This window comes from Streptomyces sp. NPDC001020, assembly GCF_053599115.1.
Genome location: NZ_JBSFLQ010000026.1, coordinates 1 through 16,783 on the forward strand (window position 1 = coordinate 1; position 16,783 = coordinate 16,783).

The 16,783-nt window shown below is 68.3% G+C and carries 11 protein-coding genes and 5 pseudogenes; 12 read left to right on the forward strand and 4 right to left on the reverse strand.

The annotated features are described in order from the left end of the window. Positions 1–103 (forward strand): helix-turn-helix domain-containing protein (locus ACWDEX_RS23740; RefSeq protein ID WP_450465971.1); only part of this gene is annotated, 103 nt, incomplete at its 5' end. Between the two features lie 256 nt (positions 104–359). On the opposite strand, the gene ACWDEX_RS23745 is transcribed toward ACWDEX_RS23740, so the two are convergent. Then, positions 360–1,562, reverse strand: coding sequence for an IS110 family transposase (locus ACWDEX_RS23745; RefSeq protein ID WP_450465856.1), 1,203 nt, complete (start codon positions 1,560–1,562; stop codon positions 360–362). Positions 1,563–1,802: 240 nt separating this feature from the next. Between ACWDEX_RS23745 and ACWDEX_RS23750 the strand changes: the two are divergent. The 3 genes and pseudogenes from ACWDEX_RS23750 to ACWDEX_RS23760 all read left to right on the forward strand — a co-directional run. Further along, positions 1,803–1,943, forward strand: a pseudogene (locus ACWDEX_RS23750) (IS5/IS1182 family transposase); the annotation flags it as partial. Positions 1,944–1,956: 13 nt separating this feature from the next. Then, positions 1,957–2,256, forward strand: coding sequence for a hypothetical protein (locus ACWDEX_RS23755; RefSeq protein ID WP_450465985.1), 300 nt, complete (start codon positions 1,957–1,959; stop codon positions 2,254–2,256). Between the two features lie 165 nt (positions 2,257–2,421). Beyond that, positions 2,422–2,781, forward strand: a pseudogene (locus tag ACWDEX_RS23760) (transposase); the annotation flags it as partial. A gap of 319 nt (positions 2,782–3,100) precedes the next feature. Here the strand turns inward: ACWDEX_RS23760 and ACWDEX_RS23765 are convergent. Beyond that, a complete protein-coding gene (locus ACWDEX_RS23765) occupies positions 3,101–3,472 on the reverse strand; it encodes a peptidoglycan-binding domain-containing protein (RefSeq protein WP_450465857.1) in 372 nt (123 codons plus the stop codon). Between the two features lie 889 nt (positions 3,473–4,361). On the opposite strand from ACWDEX_RS23765, the gene ACWDEX_RS23770 reads away from it, so the two are divergent. From ACWDEX_RS23770 to ACWDEX_RS23785, 4 genes and pseudogenes are all read left to right on the forward strand, one after another. Next, on the forward strand, positions 4,362–5,624 hold the full coding sequence (locus ACWDEX_RS23770) for a sensor histidine kinase (protein ID WP_450465859.1): 1,263 nt from the start codon (positions 4,362–4,364) through the stop codon (positions 5,622–5,624). A 50-nt stretch (positions 5,625–5,674) separates the two neighbouring features. Continuing rightward, a pseudogene (locus tag ACWDEX_RS23775) lies at positions 5,675–6,361 on the forward strand (response regulator); the annotation flags it as partial. 396 nt (positions 6,362–6,757) lie between these two features. Next, positions 6,758–10,498 carry a S8 family serine peptidase gene (locus tag ACWDEX_RS23780; protein ID WP_450465860.1) on the forward strand — a complete coding sequence of 1,247 codons (3,741 nt, stop codon included), beginning with the start codon at positions 6,758–6,760 and terminating at the stop codon, positions 10,496–10,498. A 586-nt stretch (positions 10,499–11,084) separates the two neighbouring features. Further along, on the forward strand, positions 11,085–11,522 hold the full coding sequence (locus tag ACWDEX_RS23785; protein ID WP_450465861.1) for an FAD-dependent monooxygenase: 438 nt from the start codon (positions 11,085–11,087) through the stop codon (positions 11,520–11,522). Positions 11,523–11,888: 366 nt separating this feature from the next. On the opposite strand, the gene ACWDEX_RS23790 is transcribed toward ACWDEX_RS23785, so the two are convergent. Further along, positions 11,889–13,301, reverse strand: coding sequence for an aminopeptidase P family protein (locus tag ACWDEX_RS23790; protein WP_450465862.1), 1,413 nt, complete (start codon positions 13,299–13,301; stop codon positions 11,889–11,891). 145 nt (positions 13,302–13,446) lie between these two features. On the opposite strand from ACWDEX_RS23790, the gene ACWDEX_RS23795 reads away from it, so the two are divergent. The 3 genes and pseudogenes from ACWDEX_RS23795 to ACWDEX_RS23805 all read left to right on the forward strand — a co-directional run. After that, positions 13,447–14,430 carry a helix-turn-helix transcriptional regulator gene (locus ACWDEX_RS23795; protein ID WP_450465863.1) on the forward strand — a complete coding sequence of 328 codons (984 nt, stop codon included), beginning with the start codon at positions 13,447–13,449 and terminating at the stop codon, positions 14,428–14,430. Positions 14,431–14,499: 69 nt separating this feature from the next. Next, the gene (locus ACWDEX_RS23800) at positions 14,500–14,826 is read left to right on the forward strand and encodes a hypothetical protein (protein ID WP_450465972.1); all 327 of its coding nucleotides are present in this window, start codon (positions 14,500–14,502) and stop codon (positions 14,824–14,826) included. Between the two features lie 131 nt (positions 14,827–14,957). Continuing rightward, a pseudogene (locus ACWDEX_RS23805) lies at positions 14,958–15,194 on the forward strand (helix-turn-helix domain-containing protein); the annotation flags it as partial. Positions 15,195–15,275: 81 nt separating this feature from the next. Here ACWDEX_RS23805 and ACWDEX_RS23810 read toward each other — a convergent pair. Continuing rightward, positions 15,276–15,929 carry a hypothetical protein gene (locus ACWDEX_RS23810; protein ID WP_450465864.1) on the reverse strand — a complete coding sequence of 218 codons (654 nt, stop codon included), beginning with the start codon at positions 15,927–15,929 and terminating at the stop codon, positions 15,276–15,278. A 416-nt stretch (positions 15,930–16,345) separates the two neighbouring features. On the opposite strand from ACWDEX_RS23810, the pseudogene ACWDEX_RS23815 reads away from it, so the two are divergent. Beyond that, positions 16,346–16,582 (forward strand): annotated as a pseudogene (locus tag ACWDEX_RS23815) (transposase); the annotation flags it as partial. Positions 16,583–16,783: the final 201 nt, after the last annotated feature.

The following is a 16,783-nucleotide window of genomic DNA, read 5'->3' on the forward strand; positions in this document are numbered from 1 at the left end:
CAAGAACGACCGGGCGAAGGCGATCCGCTTCTCCACCCTCACCGCGATCTGCCGCGAACTGAACTGCCAGCCCGGCGACCTGCTCAGCGTCCGCAAAGACTGACCTTCCACGGAAGACCTGAACAGGGGGATCTCGACCCGTCGCGCACGTCGTCAGCCGGACCACGGAAGCCATCTGGCCTCGTTGTCAGACGATCACGGTGCTCGGCAACCACGCACGACCTGCACGAGAATCCGGACACCGCACTCACACCAGCCCCGTGACCAGCAACGTCAGGATGAAATGGGCCCATCGATGTTTCCCGTGTTGTCCTCGACTCCGCCCACGTAAGGGCTAAAAAGTGCCTCTATGGCTTTCGTCAAGCTGTGATGGAAGTCGGGGGCTCGTAGAAGGTGCCGTCTCTGAGCATGGCGAAGAGCACGTCGATGCGTCGCCGGGCGAGGGCGACCAGGGCTGCGACATGGTGCTTTCCTTCGCGACGCTTCCTGTCGTAGTAGGCGCGTGACTCCGGTTGCGAGAGCGAGGCGAACGCGGCGAGGTAGAAGGCGCGTTTGAGCTGTTTGTTGCCACGCCGGGCGGGGTGTTCACCGCGGATGGAGGAACCGGAGGCACGGGTGACCGGGGCCAGGCCGGCGTAGGCGGCCAGGTGTCCGGCCGTGGCGAAGGTGCTGCCGTCGCCGACGTCGACGAGGATGCGGGCGGCAGTCCTGACCCCGATGCCGGGCATGGAGGTCAGGACCTGGGAAAGAGGGTGAGCCTCCAGAAGTTCCTCGATCCTCGCGGCGAGGAGTCTGCGTTGGTCCAGTAGAGAGCCGAGCATGGAGACGAGGCTGGGGATGATCAGGGCGGCAGCGTCGGTGCCCGGGACTACCACGCTTTGCTCGTCGAGTGCGGTGAAGATGTCATCGACCAGGCGCTCGGCCATCCGCGGCGCCTTCGGCCGCAGTAGTGTGACCAGCCTGCGTCGTCCTGCTTTCCTGAGCTGGGCCGGGGAGCCGAAGCGTTCGAGCAGTGTGAGCACGGCAGGGTGGTCCAGGCGCGGGCCAACGACCCTTTCTAGCGGTGGATGGATCTGCGTCAGCAGGCCCCGCAGGCGGTTCTTGGTCCGCGTGGCCTCGGCGGCCAGGTCGTCGTCAAACCCGGTAAGCATCTCCAGCTCGGCCACGGTCTCATCGGCCTGTTCAACAGCACGCAGTGTGTGCGGCATCGCTCGGGCCGCGTCCGCGATGACGTGCGCGTCGCGGGCGTCGGTCTTGGCCTCACCCGGGTAGAGGTCGGCGATTCGCCGCATCGTCAGGCCCGGGAGGTAGGCGACGCGGCAGCCCGCGTCACGGGCCACGGCCAGAGGCAACGCACCTATGGAGGCGGGCTGGTCGACCACCACCAAAACGGTGCCGTGTTTGGCCTGGAGCTTGGTGAACACCTCACGAAGCTTCGGTTCGGTGTTGGGCAGCCGCTTGTCGAAGACCTTCTTGCCCGCTGGGGTCAGCGCCGTGGCATGGTGTTCGCCCTTGCCGACGTCCAGACCCAGGTAGACGTCGATCTCGCCGTCAGCGGTCACGTGCTTGCTCCTGTGCTCGGTGCTCTTCCCGGCCCTCACCTGCGGCATCAGCGTGCCGGCATCCACGTTACGAAGAGACTGCCTCCCCCGTCCGGGATCGGCGCTCGGGCCTCTGATCAGCGGTCTGCCAATGCCTTCGATCCCGGTGACACCACTTTTTCGATCATCGTCGACTGGGGGCTCAAGTCATGCCGGGGCCGAAGGCCGGGAGCCTCATTGCGAGGCCACGAAGAAGGTAACGGGGGCGAACACACAGGTCCGAGTCCCGTGGACCGGGGCAAGCCGGGTTCCACGATGCACGTCCTGTCGGACGCGAACGGACTGCCCCTGGTCGTCGGCGTCTCAGCGGCCAACGTCCACGACAGCGAAGGGCTGAAGCCTGCTCGGAGTCGCGTTGCCGCGCTGGGGCTGCGGACACCTGGACTGCGAGTCCGGGGTGCGCTGGTCGAACGGCGAACGCTGCGCGGTGTGCGAGGAAGTCGTCGCCGACAAGTTCGCCGCCCGCCAGCGCGCCCAGCGTATGGATCAGGGCCTGTGCCCTGAGCACGGCATCAAGCCCGGCCGGTCCGGCGTCTGCCGGGACTGCGAGCTCCAGCAGGTGATCGACGTGGGCACAGCGCCGCTGCCGGGCCCACGTGAACCGGGGGCCCGCCTCGCGGTTCCTGCGGTGAGTGCGGGTGCCGGATCTTCCTGACCGGCCGGGCCCTCGATGACGGTCTGTGCAAGCTGTGCCGCGAGGAAGCCTCCGCCTTGGCCATCGGCGACGCGCCCGCCACTGCGGCCGGGCATCCGGTCTGCTCGGGCCGGGATGGTGACGTCCCGTGCGGCCGTGAGGCTCTGCCGACCCGTACGTCCTCGCGCCACCAACACCACCGGCCAGAAGATCGCGGAGCTGGAGCTGCGGCACCGCCAGCGGGCCCGCACCGAGGACCGCATCCACGCCGCCCGCGCCACCGGCCTGCGCAACCTGCCCCTGCACGACGCCGCGCAGAACCAGATCTGGCTGGAGATCGTCCAGATCGCCCTCGACCTGCTCGCCCTCACCGGCACAGCCCGCCTCTGGGAACCCCGCCGCCTGCGGCTGCGGCTCTTTTGTGCCGCCGCCCAGCTCGCCACCACCGGACGGCGTCGCATCCTCCGCTTTGCCGGGCACTGGCCCTGGACCCATGTGATCACAGACGCCCTGGCCCGGCTGCAAGCACTGCCCAACACTGGCTGACCAGCAACGTTCCCCGTCCCTACGAACCACACCACCACACCGGAGCGTGGAAGCCGGCGCCCACCCGACGCGACAGCCGGGCCACCAACCTGCCCACCCGCAGAAATCTCCGCCTCGAACAAATGGAAAGGGACCGTCAGCAAGCTGACGGCCCCTCATGAAAGATCGAGGCTAATCGACGCCCTCCGTTAGATAATATTGCGTCACGAATGGCGCCTTCCGCCAGGAGCCGCTGGCGACCTTAAGGAGATGGCCACTTATTGTTGCAATCGCTGCTCAAAACCCGGGCCGCCAGATTCCTTTTTGACGGATAACCCGATCAGTAGTTGCGCAGTCCGTACCAGGTGTTCTTGCCGACGATGCCGTCGACACCGAGATGGTAGTCAGACTGGAAGGCGCGGACTGCGGAGCGAGTGCCCGAGCCGAAGTCGCCGTCGATCCCATAGGGGCCCACGCTGTAGCCCAGTGAGATCAGAAGGCACTGGGCCTCGCGAACAGTGTCGCCCTTGGCCCCGTAACTGATGGTGGGCGGCGTGGTCCGGTTGTCGTAGCCGCAATACCAGCCGGTGACGGACGAGGTAGCGGCAGTTCGCTCCGGGGCTGCAGCAGCGGGGCCCACGGTCACTGCGGTCGCGCCAACAGCAAGGACAGAGGAGACGAAGGCAGCGGCGACAAACCGACGAGCTCTCATCAGACAGACCTTCCAGTCGAAGACGGACGGTTTCCAGTGCGGCGCGATCTTAAAGCCCAGGGCGCCACGGACACCGATCCTCGCGGCCCTTCACCTGGTAGGCAAGGTGCATTCTTCGGGTTGGCAGTATCCAATCGACGGAATCAGCCATTCAATGTGTCATTAAGGCCACTTGGGCTGCAGAAAGGCCATCTAAGGTGACCCACCGGTAGTTACAGAAATGGCTGAACTGCCCTGCCTGAGGCGGACCTTCCATATCTTTCCTGTGTACTGCTTTTCGGCCACCTTTCCATAAAGGATGCCCTGTTCTGTTTGCGTCATTGTCGCAGTCTTTAACTTGATCTTTAGCTCGGGCGTCGAACAGCGTCTCGTACTTGATCACCCGGTCTGGTAACTGCCGTACGGACAGGCGGCCTTCGGCTGAGCATGTGGTCCGACCAAGGAACACACACGCTCAGCACGAAGGCCGTGGGGATGAGTCTGCTGCATCACGCTGTCCGGCAGGACCCGTTCGTGGAACTGTCACGCTTCCGGGGCGAGTTCTACTCGTCGTGATCGCCGGTGTCGTCCACCGGGTCGACCCCCCGCAGCAGGTGCAAAGTCTAGGCCATGCGCCCGTATTCGGCGAACGCGGTGCCCAGCGGGGTCGGGCGGCCCTCGCCGCCGCCCGTGCCGGGCGTCGCGAGCCGACGGCGCATCGAACTCGCCGGCCTGTGGCGCCGAAGGCCAATTTTGATGCTGTCTCTCCGGATCTCGAATATCCCGCAGTTCAGGAAAGTTGAGGATAAAGCGCTGTTTTGGATCAATCAAAGGATGGACATGCCCCCCAGTTGGTACACGGCTTAGTCTCTGCGCTGACCGCCTGAGGTGAACCGGGAGTGAGGCGCGGATGAGGATTGGGCAGCTCAGAGGGGTGGCGTACGCCATGCCGCCGGCGCTGCGGCTTGCGTTGAACGGCTTGCTCGTGTCCTCGCTCGTTCTGGCCCTTGCGGTCGTGGTCGGTCCGGGAACGACTGTGGCGAGGCAGGACGCGTCCATCGTCGTCGCCTTGTGCGTGCTCTTCGCCGCCACGTACGCGGCCGGTTTCGCCGGTCCTGTCAGGCTTGCCGGCGCTCGCCGTCGTGAGGATCGCGCCGAGTCCGTCGACACGGGCGGGCAGAACCCGGGCCGTACGGTGCGCTGGCTCGGCGCGATGACTGTGGTGTGGGTCTGCCTCATGGCATTCCATGCGGGGTTCAGCTGGCTGGCGTTCCCGTTGATCGTGCTGTATGTCCAACTGCTGCCACTGCGGCTGGCAATCCCGGCCGTCACCGTGGCTACCGCCATCGTGGTTGCCGCCAAGGGAGTACAGACCGGCACGCTGGATATCCCGCATGTGGCCGGGCCGGTGATGGGCGCGCTGGCCTCCACCTTGATGGTGTTCGGGTACCGGTCGGTGCACCGGGAGCGCCAGGCCCGCCAAGCGCTCATCGGTGAGCTGGTTGTCGCCCGGGACAGGCTGGCGGAGTCGCAGCGGGAGGCCGGCCGACTTGCCGAACGCCAGCGACTGGCCCGGGAGATCCACGACACGGTCGCGCAGGGCCTGTCGAGTGTGATCATGTTGTTGCGCGCCACCGCCGCCGCGCTGCCGCCGGACGCATCCGTGGCGCGGGAGAGGACCGAGGCGGCCACCGAGGTCGCCACGGCGAACCTCGCCGAGTGCCGGCACTTCATGTGCGAGCTGAGCCCGCCGCCCCTGGTCGAGACGCCCCTGCCCGAGGCGTTGCGCCGGCTGGTCGACCGAAGTGCGGACAACAGTCTCAGCACCGCGTTCCATCTGCACGGGGATCTGTACCCGCTGGGTGCCGAGTGCGATGTGGCGCTGCTGCGGCTGACCCAGGAGGCGCTGGCCAATGTGCGCGGGCACGCGCGCGCTGCCCATTGTGTGGTGAGCCTGTCCTACCTGGACGACCGGGTCACTCTCGACGTCTTTGACGACGGCAAGGGGTTCGATCCTCAACTGCCCAGGCAGGATGCCCGTGGCGGCTTCGGACTGCACGGGATGCGCCAGCGGATAGAGGAGCTGGGCGGCGCGCTCACCGTCGAGTCCGCGATCGGTGAGGGGACGGCGGTCGCCGCCAGCCTGCCGATGCCGCAAGGGGGGACGTCGTGACCGGGCCGCACACCGACCCCGAGCGGCAAAACACGGCCGAACCGCCCTCCATGGCGCAGGTGCGCGTGCTGATCGTCGACGACCACCCGGTGGTGCGCCGTGGCCTGCGCGCGCTGCTCGAGGACGTGCCCGAGGTCGTGGTGGCCGGTGAGGCGGGGGACGGCGCCGAGGCGCTGCGCATGGTCGCCGGGCCTGTGGCGGTCGATGTGGTCCTCATGGACCTGCGCATGGGCGGCGGTGTCGACGGGATGTCAGGCGCCGCCGCCGATGCGGCCGGCAGCGGGGGAGAGGGTGGCGAGCGCATGGACGGTGTCGAGGCCACCCGCCGCATCAGGGCCCTGCCCAAACCGCCCCGGGTGCTGATCCTCACCACCTACAGGACCGATGCCGAGATCTTCGCCGCCGTCGAAGCGGGTGCGACCGGTTACCTCCTCAAGGACGCACCGGTAGAGGAGCTGATCTCCGCGGTACGGGCCACCGCGATCGGCGAGACCGTGCTGGCCCCGCCCGTTGCCACCCGGCTGCTCGGCCGCACGCGAGCACCGCAGCACAGGCTGACACCACGTGAGATAGAGATCCTCACCCACCTCGCGAGGGGACTGTCGAACCGGCAGGTGTCACGAGCCCTGTTCATCAGCGAGGCAACGGTGAAGACCCACCTGGTCCACGTCTTCGGCAAGCTCGGGGTGGACAGCCGCACCGGCGCCGTGACGGCGGCACTGGCCCGTGGCCTGATCCCCGAGCCGCAGCCCGGCCCCACGTCGCCGACCGCACGGCCGAATCCGGTGGACCCCTCCAACCCGCTCGACCGGCCCGAGTTTCCGGATCCCGCAGCGCAGCGAGGTTCACGTGCCTGACATATCGGCGGCGCCCGGCCGCCGCATCAACACGGCACGCGGTCCGCCGACCTTGTGCTGCTGCACCGCTCGCACTTGAAAGCAGCACAACCCCACACCACAACCAACGCGTTGTTCCGCCGCGGCGCCGAATGCTGGCGACCGCGTGGCTTTCGCGCGCCCTTGTACCCCCTCGAGAAGGTCATCGCCTTAATGAGACAGTCACGACCGGCTGGGTCGACCGGATCCTCAGCCAGCCCGACCCCCCCCATAGCCTACCGGCTGACACGCCGTCCAGTGCGGACGGCCCTGGGGGTGCTGACCGCGGCCTGTGTGGCCGGCACGCTCGTCGCCCTGCCCGTCGCCGCCGCAGCAACACCGGCCGCGTCAGCCGCTCAGGCTGCCCAGCCACGGCATGACGGCCCTGTTGTCACCACACACAAACTCACCCTCGTCACGGGTGAGGTGGTGACGCTGGAGCGCCACGCAGACGGCTCCCAGGCAGCAACGGTCGCGCCCACGTCTGACGGCACCCCAGCGGCGTTCTCCACCTTGCGGGTGCGCGATGAGGTCTATGTCATCCCGGATGAGGCACAGCCGTACCTCGCCGCGAACAAGCTCGACCGCGAGCTGTTCAACGTCTCCAAGCTGGTCGAGTACGGCTACGACGACGCGCACCGTTCCGCCGTGCCGCTGATCGCGACCTACGCCGGCGCGCCGGGCAAGGCGGGCAAGGCGCTCAAGCAGGACGCGCCGGCCGGTTCGGCGAAGGAGCGCGTGCTGCCCAGCGCCAACGCGGTTGCGCTGCATGCCAGCAAGAAGAAGGCGGCGACGTTCTGGGAGGCCGTCGACGACGACAGCGCCGCCGCGACGACCAGACCGAAGCTTGCCGGTGGCATCAAGAAACTCTGGCTCGACCGGCCGGTGAACGTGACGCTGGACCGGAGCGTGCCGCAGATCGGCGCGCCGACCGCGTGGGCGGCCGGCTACGACGGCACTGGCACCAAGGTGGCCGTCCTCGACACCGGTATCGACCCCAACCACCCCGATGTGGCGGGTCGGGTGAAGAAGACGCAGAACTTCACCGACGATTCCGACGCGGTCGACCACCACGGTCACGGCACGCATGTCGCCTCTACCATCGCCGGTTCGGGTGCCGCGTCGGGCGGCAAGTACAAGGGTGTGGCGCCGGGCGCAGACCTGTACATCGGCAAGGTCCTCAACAAGGCGGGAGTCGGACTCGAGTCGGGGGTCATCGCCGGCATGGAGTGGGCGGTGGCCGAGGGTGCGGACGTCGTCAGCATGAGCCTGGGCTCGTCGGTCGCCAGTGACGGCACCGACCCGCTGAGCCAGGCCGTCAACCAGCTCACCGAGTCCTCCGGCACGCTGTTCGTCGTTGCGGCCGGCAATGAGGGCTCGGACAAGTCGACCGTGGGCGCGCCGGGTGCCGCCGACGCCGCGCTGACCGTGGGCGCGGTGTCCAAGTCGGAGGTGCTCGCGGGCTTCTCCAGCCGCGGCCCGCGCAAGGGCGACTTCGCGGTCAAGCCGGAGATCACCGCACCGGGTGTGGGAATCGTCGCCGCCCGCGCCGCCGGGACCTCGATGGGTAGCCCGGTCGACGCCAACTACACCTCGGCCAGCGGCACCTCGATGGCCACGCCGCACATGGCCGGCGCCGCGGCGATCCTCGCCCAGCGCCACCCGGACTGGACCGCGGACCGGCTCAAGCAGGTGCTGGTCAGCACCGCCAAGCAGGGCTCGTACACGGCCTATCAGCAGGGCGGCGGCCGGGTCGACGTACCCAAGGCGATCGACGCCACGGTCTACTCCAGTCCCGCAGTCGTCAGCATGGGCAAGTCGACGGCCGAGAGCGCGCCGGTCACCAAGACGGTCAGTTACGTCAACACCTCCGCAGCGGACACCACGCTGTCGCTCCGCCTGGCCGCCTCCGGGGAGACCGGGCCCGCACCGGACGGCACGTTCACGCTCAGCACCAACAGGGTGACGGTCCCGGCGAACTCCACCGCGAGCGTGACGGTGACCTACCACCCCGAACTCTGCGACCTGGGCGACTACACCGGTGTCATCACCGCCACCGCGCCCGACGGCACTGCGATCCACACCACCGTCGGCGCGACGAAGGGGGTGCCCACCGTCGACCTCACCGTCAACGCGATCGACCGGAACGGAAACCCGGCGCAGAGCGCCGACGTGATCGTGTTCGACCCGGACCAGGACGAGGTCATCCGGCCCTACCTCCAGGACGGGACGGCGACTGTCGCAGTGCCGCTGGGACGCTACTCGGTCATGGGCGTCGTCCAGACGTGGGACAAGGCCGGAGCCGAGGTCCTGGACGGTACCCTCGCCGGCGACCCCATGGTGGAGCTGAAGGCGGACAAGACGATCACGCTCGATGCCCGGCTGGGCAAGGAGGTCAAGGTCGCGACGCCCAAGGAGTCGGAGCCGAACGGGTACAAACTCGGGTACCGTCAGCAGCTCCCCGGCAATTACGGGGTCGACTTCATGAAGTTCATGTTGAGCCCGACCTGGGACCACGCCTATGTGGTGCCCACCGAGCCGGTGAAGCTCGGCACGTTCGAGTTCGACTTCCAGCAGCGCAGGTACGCCCCGACGATCCGGGCGTCCATTGCCGGGCAGGGCGGCGCGCTTCCGCTCGAGCCGGTGTTCAATGCGGCCCGGCTGGACGGCCCCAGCACGCTCCGGGCGGTCGACGCCGGCAAGGGACGGCCCGAGGACCTGGCGGGCAAGGACCTCACCGGCAAGCTCGCGGTGGTCACCAACGATGCCACCCGGAAGACGGCCGACCAGATCGCCGCCGTGGCCGATGCCGGCGCGAAGTCAGTGATCGTCGTCGGCGACCAGCCGGGCTCCTTCAACACCAGTGTGCCGTTCGCCGCCCGCACGGCCATCCCGGCTTGGACCCTCAACCGGGACGAAGGCGCGGTGCTCTTCGACCGGATGGCCGACGGCCCCGCGCAGGTCAACCTGCACGGCATCGCCAGCAGCCCCTATGTGTACAACATCGCGCTGATGGTTCCCGGTGGAATTCCTGCCAACCCCGTCGACGCGGTCACTACCGAGAACTCGGCCGTGGTGAAGTCCCAGTACCGCGGCGCCAAGGGCACCAGACTCGGCGAGGCCGCATCGGTGGTCCGCCCGAGGGAGCGTCTCATCATCCAGTGGGTGGAGTTCGTCGATGGGCCGCTGGACCGGGAGGAGTGGTACTCCACCGGCAGCAAGTGGCCGACCCTGAAGGACATGCGATGGTCCCACGCGGTCTTCCCGGCCGCCCCCAACATCGTCCGCCGCATGGATGACGTACTCCGCGTCTACAGCCCGGGCGAGCGGCGTGAGCAAACCTGGCTGGGCGCGGCGAACGGCCCGGCCGGGCCGGCGAACACCCTCGCGGTCCGCGAGGGCGACGACATGACCCTCATCGTCCCGGAGATGGGCGACAGTGAACCGGAACACTTCGGCTGGTTCGGCGCGGACGCCGACAACGCGAAGGTGCGGGTGTACCAGGACGGGAAGCTCCTCGCCGAGACGACGCGCGCGATGATGATGCTGTCGGTCAGCCCCGACCCGGCGACCTACCGGATCACCATGGACACATCGCACCCGGCGTGGTTCCCGCTGTCCACCGAGACCAGCACCGCGTGGACGTTCAAGTCCGCCCGGCCGGCGAGCGGGGAGGAGAACCTGGCGCTGCTCTGGCCTATGTACGGCTTCGGCCTGGATGCGGAGAACACCGCCAAGGGTGGCAACACCTACGACTTCGACCTGTCGTTCGCACTCCAGACCGGCACCACCCCGGACATCGACAGGGTCGAGGTGGAGATGTCCACCGACGACGGTGCCACCTGGAGCCCCGCGAAGGTGAAGAGCAAGAGCGACGGCCACTACAAGGTGTCCGTCAGCAACCCGGCAAAGGGGTACGTGTCCCTGCACGTCAAGGCACAGGACACCAACGGCAGCAGGATCGAGCAGACCCTGATCAAGGCCTACGCCGTGCGCTGACTCCTACGGCAGACCCTTCCCTTCCCTGACCGAGCCCGTGGTGCAAGGCACGCCCTTGCGCCACGGGCGCAGCTCTCCGGTCAGCCTGGGCGCACGACGGCGCCTCCACGGAACTGGACGCCCTCCCGGCAGCCGACGATGAGACCAAGCAGGCACGCAGGCTCGCGGCCGCTGGTGGTCTTGCCGGCACCGTCCGGGCCGAGCAGGGAGAAGATCGCCGCCCGTGGACTCGGTGATGTCGCCGCGCGCGGTGCTGATCTCCGCGGGGCCGCCCAGCCGGCCGACTTCGACGTTCGAGGGCAGCCGGAGCAACCCCGCCTGGCGAGGTTCGCCGCCCGCTCCCTCCAGACGGGCCGTTCAGAGGACGGAGTGTCCTGCCAGGGCGCATCCAGCCGGATCACGGTCCAGCCGGTGGGCTGCCGGCCCCATCTGCCGCCGCTGATCGCGCGTAAGAACCGCTCCCAGGGCGTGCCTGCCCGGTCGGCTACCAGGTGGGCTGCGGCCCAACGTCCGACCGTGCCAGACAATACGGTCCGGGTGGAGCTGGCGCTGGAATCTGATTAAACATACGTCTTGTACAAGCGTATTGGCCACGCACTTGCCGCTCGAAGGCGCCCAGGCCGCCCCGGACCTCTACTTCGACTCGCTGTCGCAGGTGCACATGGAGCGCTGGTCGACCGGCCGGACGGTGCTCGTCGGCGACGCCGCGTACTGCGCGTCGCCCGCCTCCGGGCAGGGCACCAGCTTGGCCCTGGCCGACGCGTACGAACTGGCCTTCGCGGCCGGCGACCACGCCGCCGGCTTCGACGCGTACGAGCGCGAGATGCGGCCGTTCGTCAATGCCAACCAGGACCTTGGCCCGGCCAACATCAAGCGGATGGTGATGCGCACCAAGGGCCAGGTCAGGACCTCGATGATGACGCTGGCGCTGCTCAACCGGATGCCGGCCAAGGACCGCATGATGGCCAAGGCGATCGAGCCGATCCACAAGGCCGCCAACGCTATCGCGCTGAAGGGGTACTGAGGACACGCCGTCGACCTGCCCGAGTCAGCGAATGACCGTGACTCGGGCGTCGCGTGGACCGATCCTTGCCTCGTCCGCTTGCCGGTCCATCACCGCCTCCTTCGCCCGCGCTGCTCACGTGTTGCCCGTGTGCCGTCGGAACCACCATGCGGCCGGCATTCCTCGGTCCCACAGGAACAGCGGAGCCGGCCAGGATGCTCACGGGGCGGCTCCGACGGCCGGCGCCGCCCCCTCCGGGGTCCGGCTGGGCTTCCCACCGGCCGGCTCGTCCGCTCGCTGTTGCGTGAGGTTGCGAGCTCGCGGTTCACGCGAGGGCAGGCTCGGCGGACGGCGGCCCTGCCTATGGCCCGGTACTACCTGATGTGCTCAGCCCGCGAACCGGGCCATCCACGCCTCGACCTCGTCTGCAGACCGCGGCAGGCCCGCCGACAGGTTCTCGTGACCATCGGCGGTGACGAGCAAGTCGTCCTCGATGCGTACGCCGATGCCGCGCCACTCCTGAGGCACGGTCAGATCGTCCGGCTGGAAGTACAGGCCGGGCTCGACGGTGAGCACCATGCCCGGCTCCAATACACCGTCGACGTACTCCTCAGCCCGGGCCTGCGCGCAGTCGTGGACGTCCAGGCCGAGCATGTGACCGGTACCGGCCATCGTGAAACGGCGCTGGAGGCCCAGCTCGTACGCGCGGTCGGCAGGCCCTTCGATGAAACCCCACTCGACCAGCCGCGCAGCCAGGGAACGCTGGGCCGCCTCATGAAAGTCCCGATACGCGGCGCCCGGCTTGACGGCCGCCATCCCCGCCTCCTGGGCCTCGTACACCGCGTCGTAGACCCTGCGCTGGACGGGGGTGAAGGTGCCGCTGATCGGCAGAGTGCGCGTGACGTCGGCGGTGTACAGGGTGCGCGACTCCACGCCCGCGTCGAGCAGGAGCAGTTCCCCGGGGCGCACCGGTCCGTCGTTGTCGGTCCAGTGCATGATCGTGGCGTGCTCGCCCGCGGCGCAGATCGTGCCATAGCCCACGGCGTTGCCCTCAAGGCGGGCGCGACGGAAGAAGGTTCCCTCGATCCACCGCTCGGACGACGCGATCGCCCGCGACAGCTCACCGACGACGTCCGTGAATCCGCGCACCGTGGAGTCCACCGCCGAGCGGATCTCCTTGATCTCCCACTCGTCCTTCACGCTGCGTAGATCGCTGAGGGCCTCTTCCAGCTCCGCGTCGCGCTCCGCCTCGGTGGCGACGGCGGCCTCCAGGGACGGGTCGATACCGCGGACGATGCGGGTCGGTGTGCCGGAGGCGGCCGTCAGCTCGCCGGCCGCGGTGCGGACGTCCCGGCACGGCAGGCCGAGCACGCGCTCCGCCTCGGCGAGGGAGCGGCGCCGGCCCATCCACAGCTCTGCTGTGGCACCGGTCCAGAACTCGTTGTTGTCCCTGCTGTCCCGCGGGAGTTGGTAGCAGTAGGCGTCGTGGCCACCGTCCGCACGGGGTTCGAGGACAAGGGCACCGTCCCGGGCCTGGTCGCCGGTCATGTGCACATAGCCCGAGTACGGCCGGAACGGGTAGGTGTCGTCGTTCGAACGGACCTTGAGATTCCCCGAAGGGATCACAAGCCGTTCACCCGGGAAGCGCGCGGAGAGCGCGGCCCGGCGCGCGGCCGCGTACGGGGCCTGCTCCTCGAGCGTCAGCTCACGCCTCTCGGTGTCCGCCCACCCCGTCCGCATCAGCGCGGACAGTTCCTCGGAGATCCCTGAGTACAAACCGTTCTTGCGGCCTTCCGCCACTGCATCCACCTTCCTGGGAGTCGAGCGCCGCCACGTGCCGACGGCTCGGCGAGGTTATCCCGCGACGCCCACACATGGTGCCCAGTAGTGCCACTGGCACAGATCGGCCACGCCTGGCCGGCCGCGGCCGTCGATAATGCGGCTCATGACGAACGCGAATCTCGGCGAGGCACTGCGGCTCCTGGGCATCGGTCAGGCGGCGGCCCGGGTCTATCTCACCCTGCTGGAGCTGGCTCCCGCGCCGCTGAGCGAGATCGGCGCCGCCGCTGGTCTGGACGGCCCCGGCCTGGTCACGGCGTACGGCGAGCTGGTCGACGCCGGCCTGGCCGCTGCCGCCGAGAGGGACGAGGACGTGGTGGCGCCGGTGGCACCGGCGGCCGGTCTCGAGGTCCTCGCCCGGCGTCGTGTGACCGGGGTCGAGGAATCCCGCATCGCGGTCGCGGGCGCCTTCGATTCGTTCCGGCGCCAGCGGCTCGCGGCCCACCACGACCACCTCGTCGAGATCGTCACCGGCGACGCCATCGGCCCCAGGATGCGCCAGGCCTGGGCCAGCGCCCGCCACCAGATCCGGCAGTTCGAGTCGCCCCCCTACTTCCCTGTGGCCAGTGCCACCGACGACGCACTGGCCACGCTGGCCCGCGGGGTCACGCAACGCGTCGTGTACTCCCGCGAGTCGCTGGAACGCCCGGACCATCTCGAAAAAGTCATCGAACCATGCATCAACGCCGGTGAGCAGGCCAGAGTGCTGCCGTCCGTCCCCGTCAAACTCGTGATCATCGACGAGGCATACGCCCTGGTGTCACTGTCGATCAAAGAGACCGACGTGCACAACACCATGCTGGTCGTACAACCGTGCGGTCTGCTCTCCGCCCTCATCGCACTGTTCGAGCAGTCGTGGCAGCACGCTCTGCCCTTCCACGGCGGCACGACCCGCCCAGGCGGTCTACCCCCCGCCGACCGCCGTCTGCTGTGGCTCCTGGCCGGCGGCACGAGCGACGACGTCATCGCCCGCGAACTGGGAATCAGCCGCCGCACGCTGTTCCGCCGCCTGCAGGTCATGATGGCCCGGCTGGGCGCCACGAACCGCTTCCAGCTGGCCCTGCAGGCCCAGCGCAACGGATGGTTGTGACGAGCCACTAGATCACCCCTGGCTGGGGCAGACGGAGGCACCCGGGGCAGGATGGGTGCCGTGCCCACCATGGTTGTTGAGATCCACGTACCGCTGCTGCCGATGTCGAACCTGGCGGACGGCGCCTACTCCTTCCCATGGATCGAGGAGGTTGAGGAGTTCCTGGCCGATCTCGAAGACCAAGGCGTGGTAGAGGTCTTCGACGAGGGAGAGGAGGACGAGGACGCCTACGTCTTCTTCATCACCGGAGCCGGCGAAGACCGTCTCCTGGCGGTAGCTTCCCGCGTGGCCAGGCTGCCCGGAGTGCCTGCGGGAACATTCGCGGTCGTCAGCAACGACGAGGCTGAGGAGTTCGGCCTGGGGCAACGGGTGACGCTTCCCCTGCCCGCGGCCTGAGATTCCGTGAGGGCCTCTGCTACGTATCAGGTTTCAGGTTCAACCGGGGGTGGCTACTGCGTGGGTGCCGAAGTGAAGCTCCTGGTAGATGGGTTGTCGACCAAGATCAACCTGTCTGCCTGGAGCTTCACGTGCTTGTCTATCCATCGGGAATCGATCTGTCCAGCAAGGCCCTTCGCTTCCTGACTGGCCGGCTGAGGACTCGACGCCGCGAACTCGGCACACGGTGGCGTCGCCTTCCGGAGCACCGGCAAGCCCTGCTGGTCCTGGCCCACCTGCGGTGCGGACACACGTATGCCCAGCTCGCGGCAGGATTCGGCATCGGTCTCACCAGCGTCTACCGATACGTATGCGAGGCCGTCGAGGTGCGCCGCTGACCGTACGGCCCGTAACTGTCCCCGCCCGGGTTCAACGACTGGTTCATGCGCACAGAACTCTTCATGATGCCCTTACGGCTTCGTGGCGTTCACCCAGGGAGCCAGGGCCTTGCGGAACGCCGGGAGGTCGGCGGATATCCACTCGGTCTTCGACTGAGGCTCGCCGTCAAGGAAGAACTCCTGGGCCGGACATGTATACCGGTCGTCACCCTTCACCTTCGTGCTGCCGAGCTTGCGGCCAGTCCTGGCCTCGTACAGCGTGACGGTGTACTGGCCCTGCCGGACGTAGCGGACGTAGTTGTCGGCCTGGTGTATGAAGCGGCAGGTCGTCACGAGCTTGCCCTTGTGCTCGTTGGCGACGCAGGCGATGAGCTGGACCGTCGCTGGATCGGGGTGGTACGTGTCGACCGGCGAGGCCGACGCCGTCTCGCCCGGCGACGGAAGCGGCGCCTGCGTGGCCGGAACACCCGACTGGTCGTTAGTGCCGAGCTGCACGGGATGCGGCCCCTTGCCCCGGTAGGCCGGCTGGCCCGTGAGCAGAGTCTCGGGGCCGTGCGGGTAGCAGTACGCCGCGAGTTCGTCGGAGGTCGTCGCGGTGGGGCGGGGGTCGGCCGAGGTCGCGGTGGTCAGGTTCGACGGGGACGGAGCGGCCTTCCGCCCATCGTCACCGCCGCCCCCGCTGCACGCCGACGCCAGCAGCACGACACCACCGATCAAGACCGACACGATGCCCCGAGCCCTTGTCACTGCTTCCGCCCCCTGCGTCTTCGTACGCGCACGCCCGTCGCGTCGCCGGTCCTCAATCCTTTCGGATCTGCGCCTCGCGATCAACGGCATGTCCGGCCCTTCGCTATGAACGGCGCGGTTGGTCCCGGACCGGGCGCCGGGCGTGACCTAGGAGCGTGAGTCAGTAATGGGTAGGCGGCCAGTTCTCTGCTCGATGGGATCGATCGCGGTCGCGCTGCCGGCATCTGCGGGGCGGTGGCTGGGGTTCTGTCCGTCTGGTGTGCGGCCTGGTTCGGGTCTGCGCTACCAGCGCATCCTCGCTGCGGTGCGGCAGGCTGATGGTCCGGTCGCGGTCCGGCAGATCGGCGAGGTGCTGGGCCGGGACACAGGCGTAGCCGAAAAGGCAGGAGTGGCACATGGTCGCCGAGGTGCGCGACGATCACCCGAACGGGACGGCCGCTTTGCAGACGGTGACCGAGAAGCTCGGCATCGGTTCCCGTGAGACGCTGCGGAACTGGGTGAAGCAGCACGAGATCGACGCGGGGCAACGTCCGGGGACGACGACGCAGGAGTCTGCCCAGCTCAAGGCGTTGAAGAAGGAAAACGCCGAACTGAAGCGGGCGAATGAGATCCTGAAGGCCGCGGCGAGTTTCTTCGCGTCAATGACAGAGTCTGGGACACGGGCCCACGGGTGGTGACACAGTGACAGACACCGGCGGGGCTGGCTCGTTTCTTTGCTGCCCCGGCAACGGTGGCTTGTCGGCGATGTGCCGCCCCGCCGGCCCTGGTCTCCGCCACGGAGTGGCCTGATAGGAGCGTGCCGCGCGAGCCCGATTGAGGCGTGCCCCCGCGGT

Excerpts from the sequence above, each read along its gene's own strand:
- ACWDEX_RS23765 (WP_450465857.1), bottom strand. The coding sequence starts at position 3,472 with ATGAGAGCTCGTCGGTTTGTCGCCGCTGCCTTCGTCTCCTCTGTCCTT.
- ACWDEX_RS23770 (WP_450465859.1), top strand. The coding sequence starts at position 4,362 with ATGAGGATTGGGCAGCTCAGAGGGGTGGCGTACGCCATGCCGCCGGCG.
- ACWDEX_RS23795 (WP_450465863.1), top strand. The coding sequence starts at position 13,447 with ATGACGAACGCGAATCTCGGCGAGGCACTGCGGCTCCTGGGCATCGGT.
- ACWDEX_RS23800 (WP_450465972.1), top strand. The coding sequence starts at position 14,500 with ATGGTTGTTGAGATCCACGTACCGCTGCTGCCGATGTCGAACCTGGCG.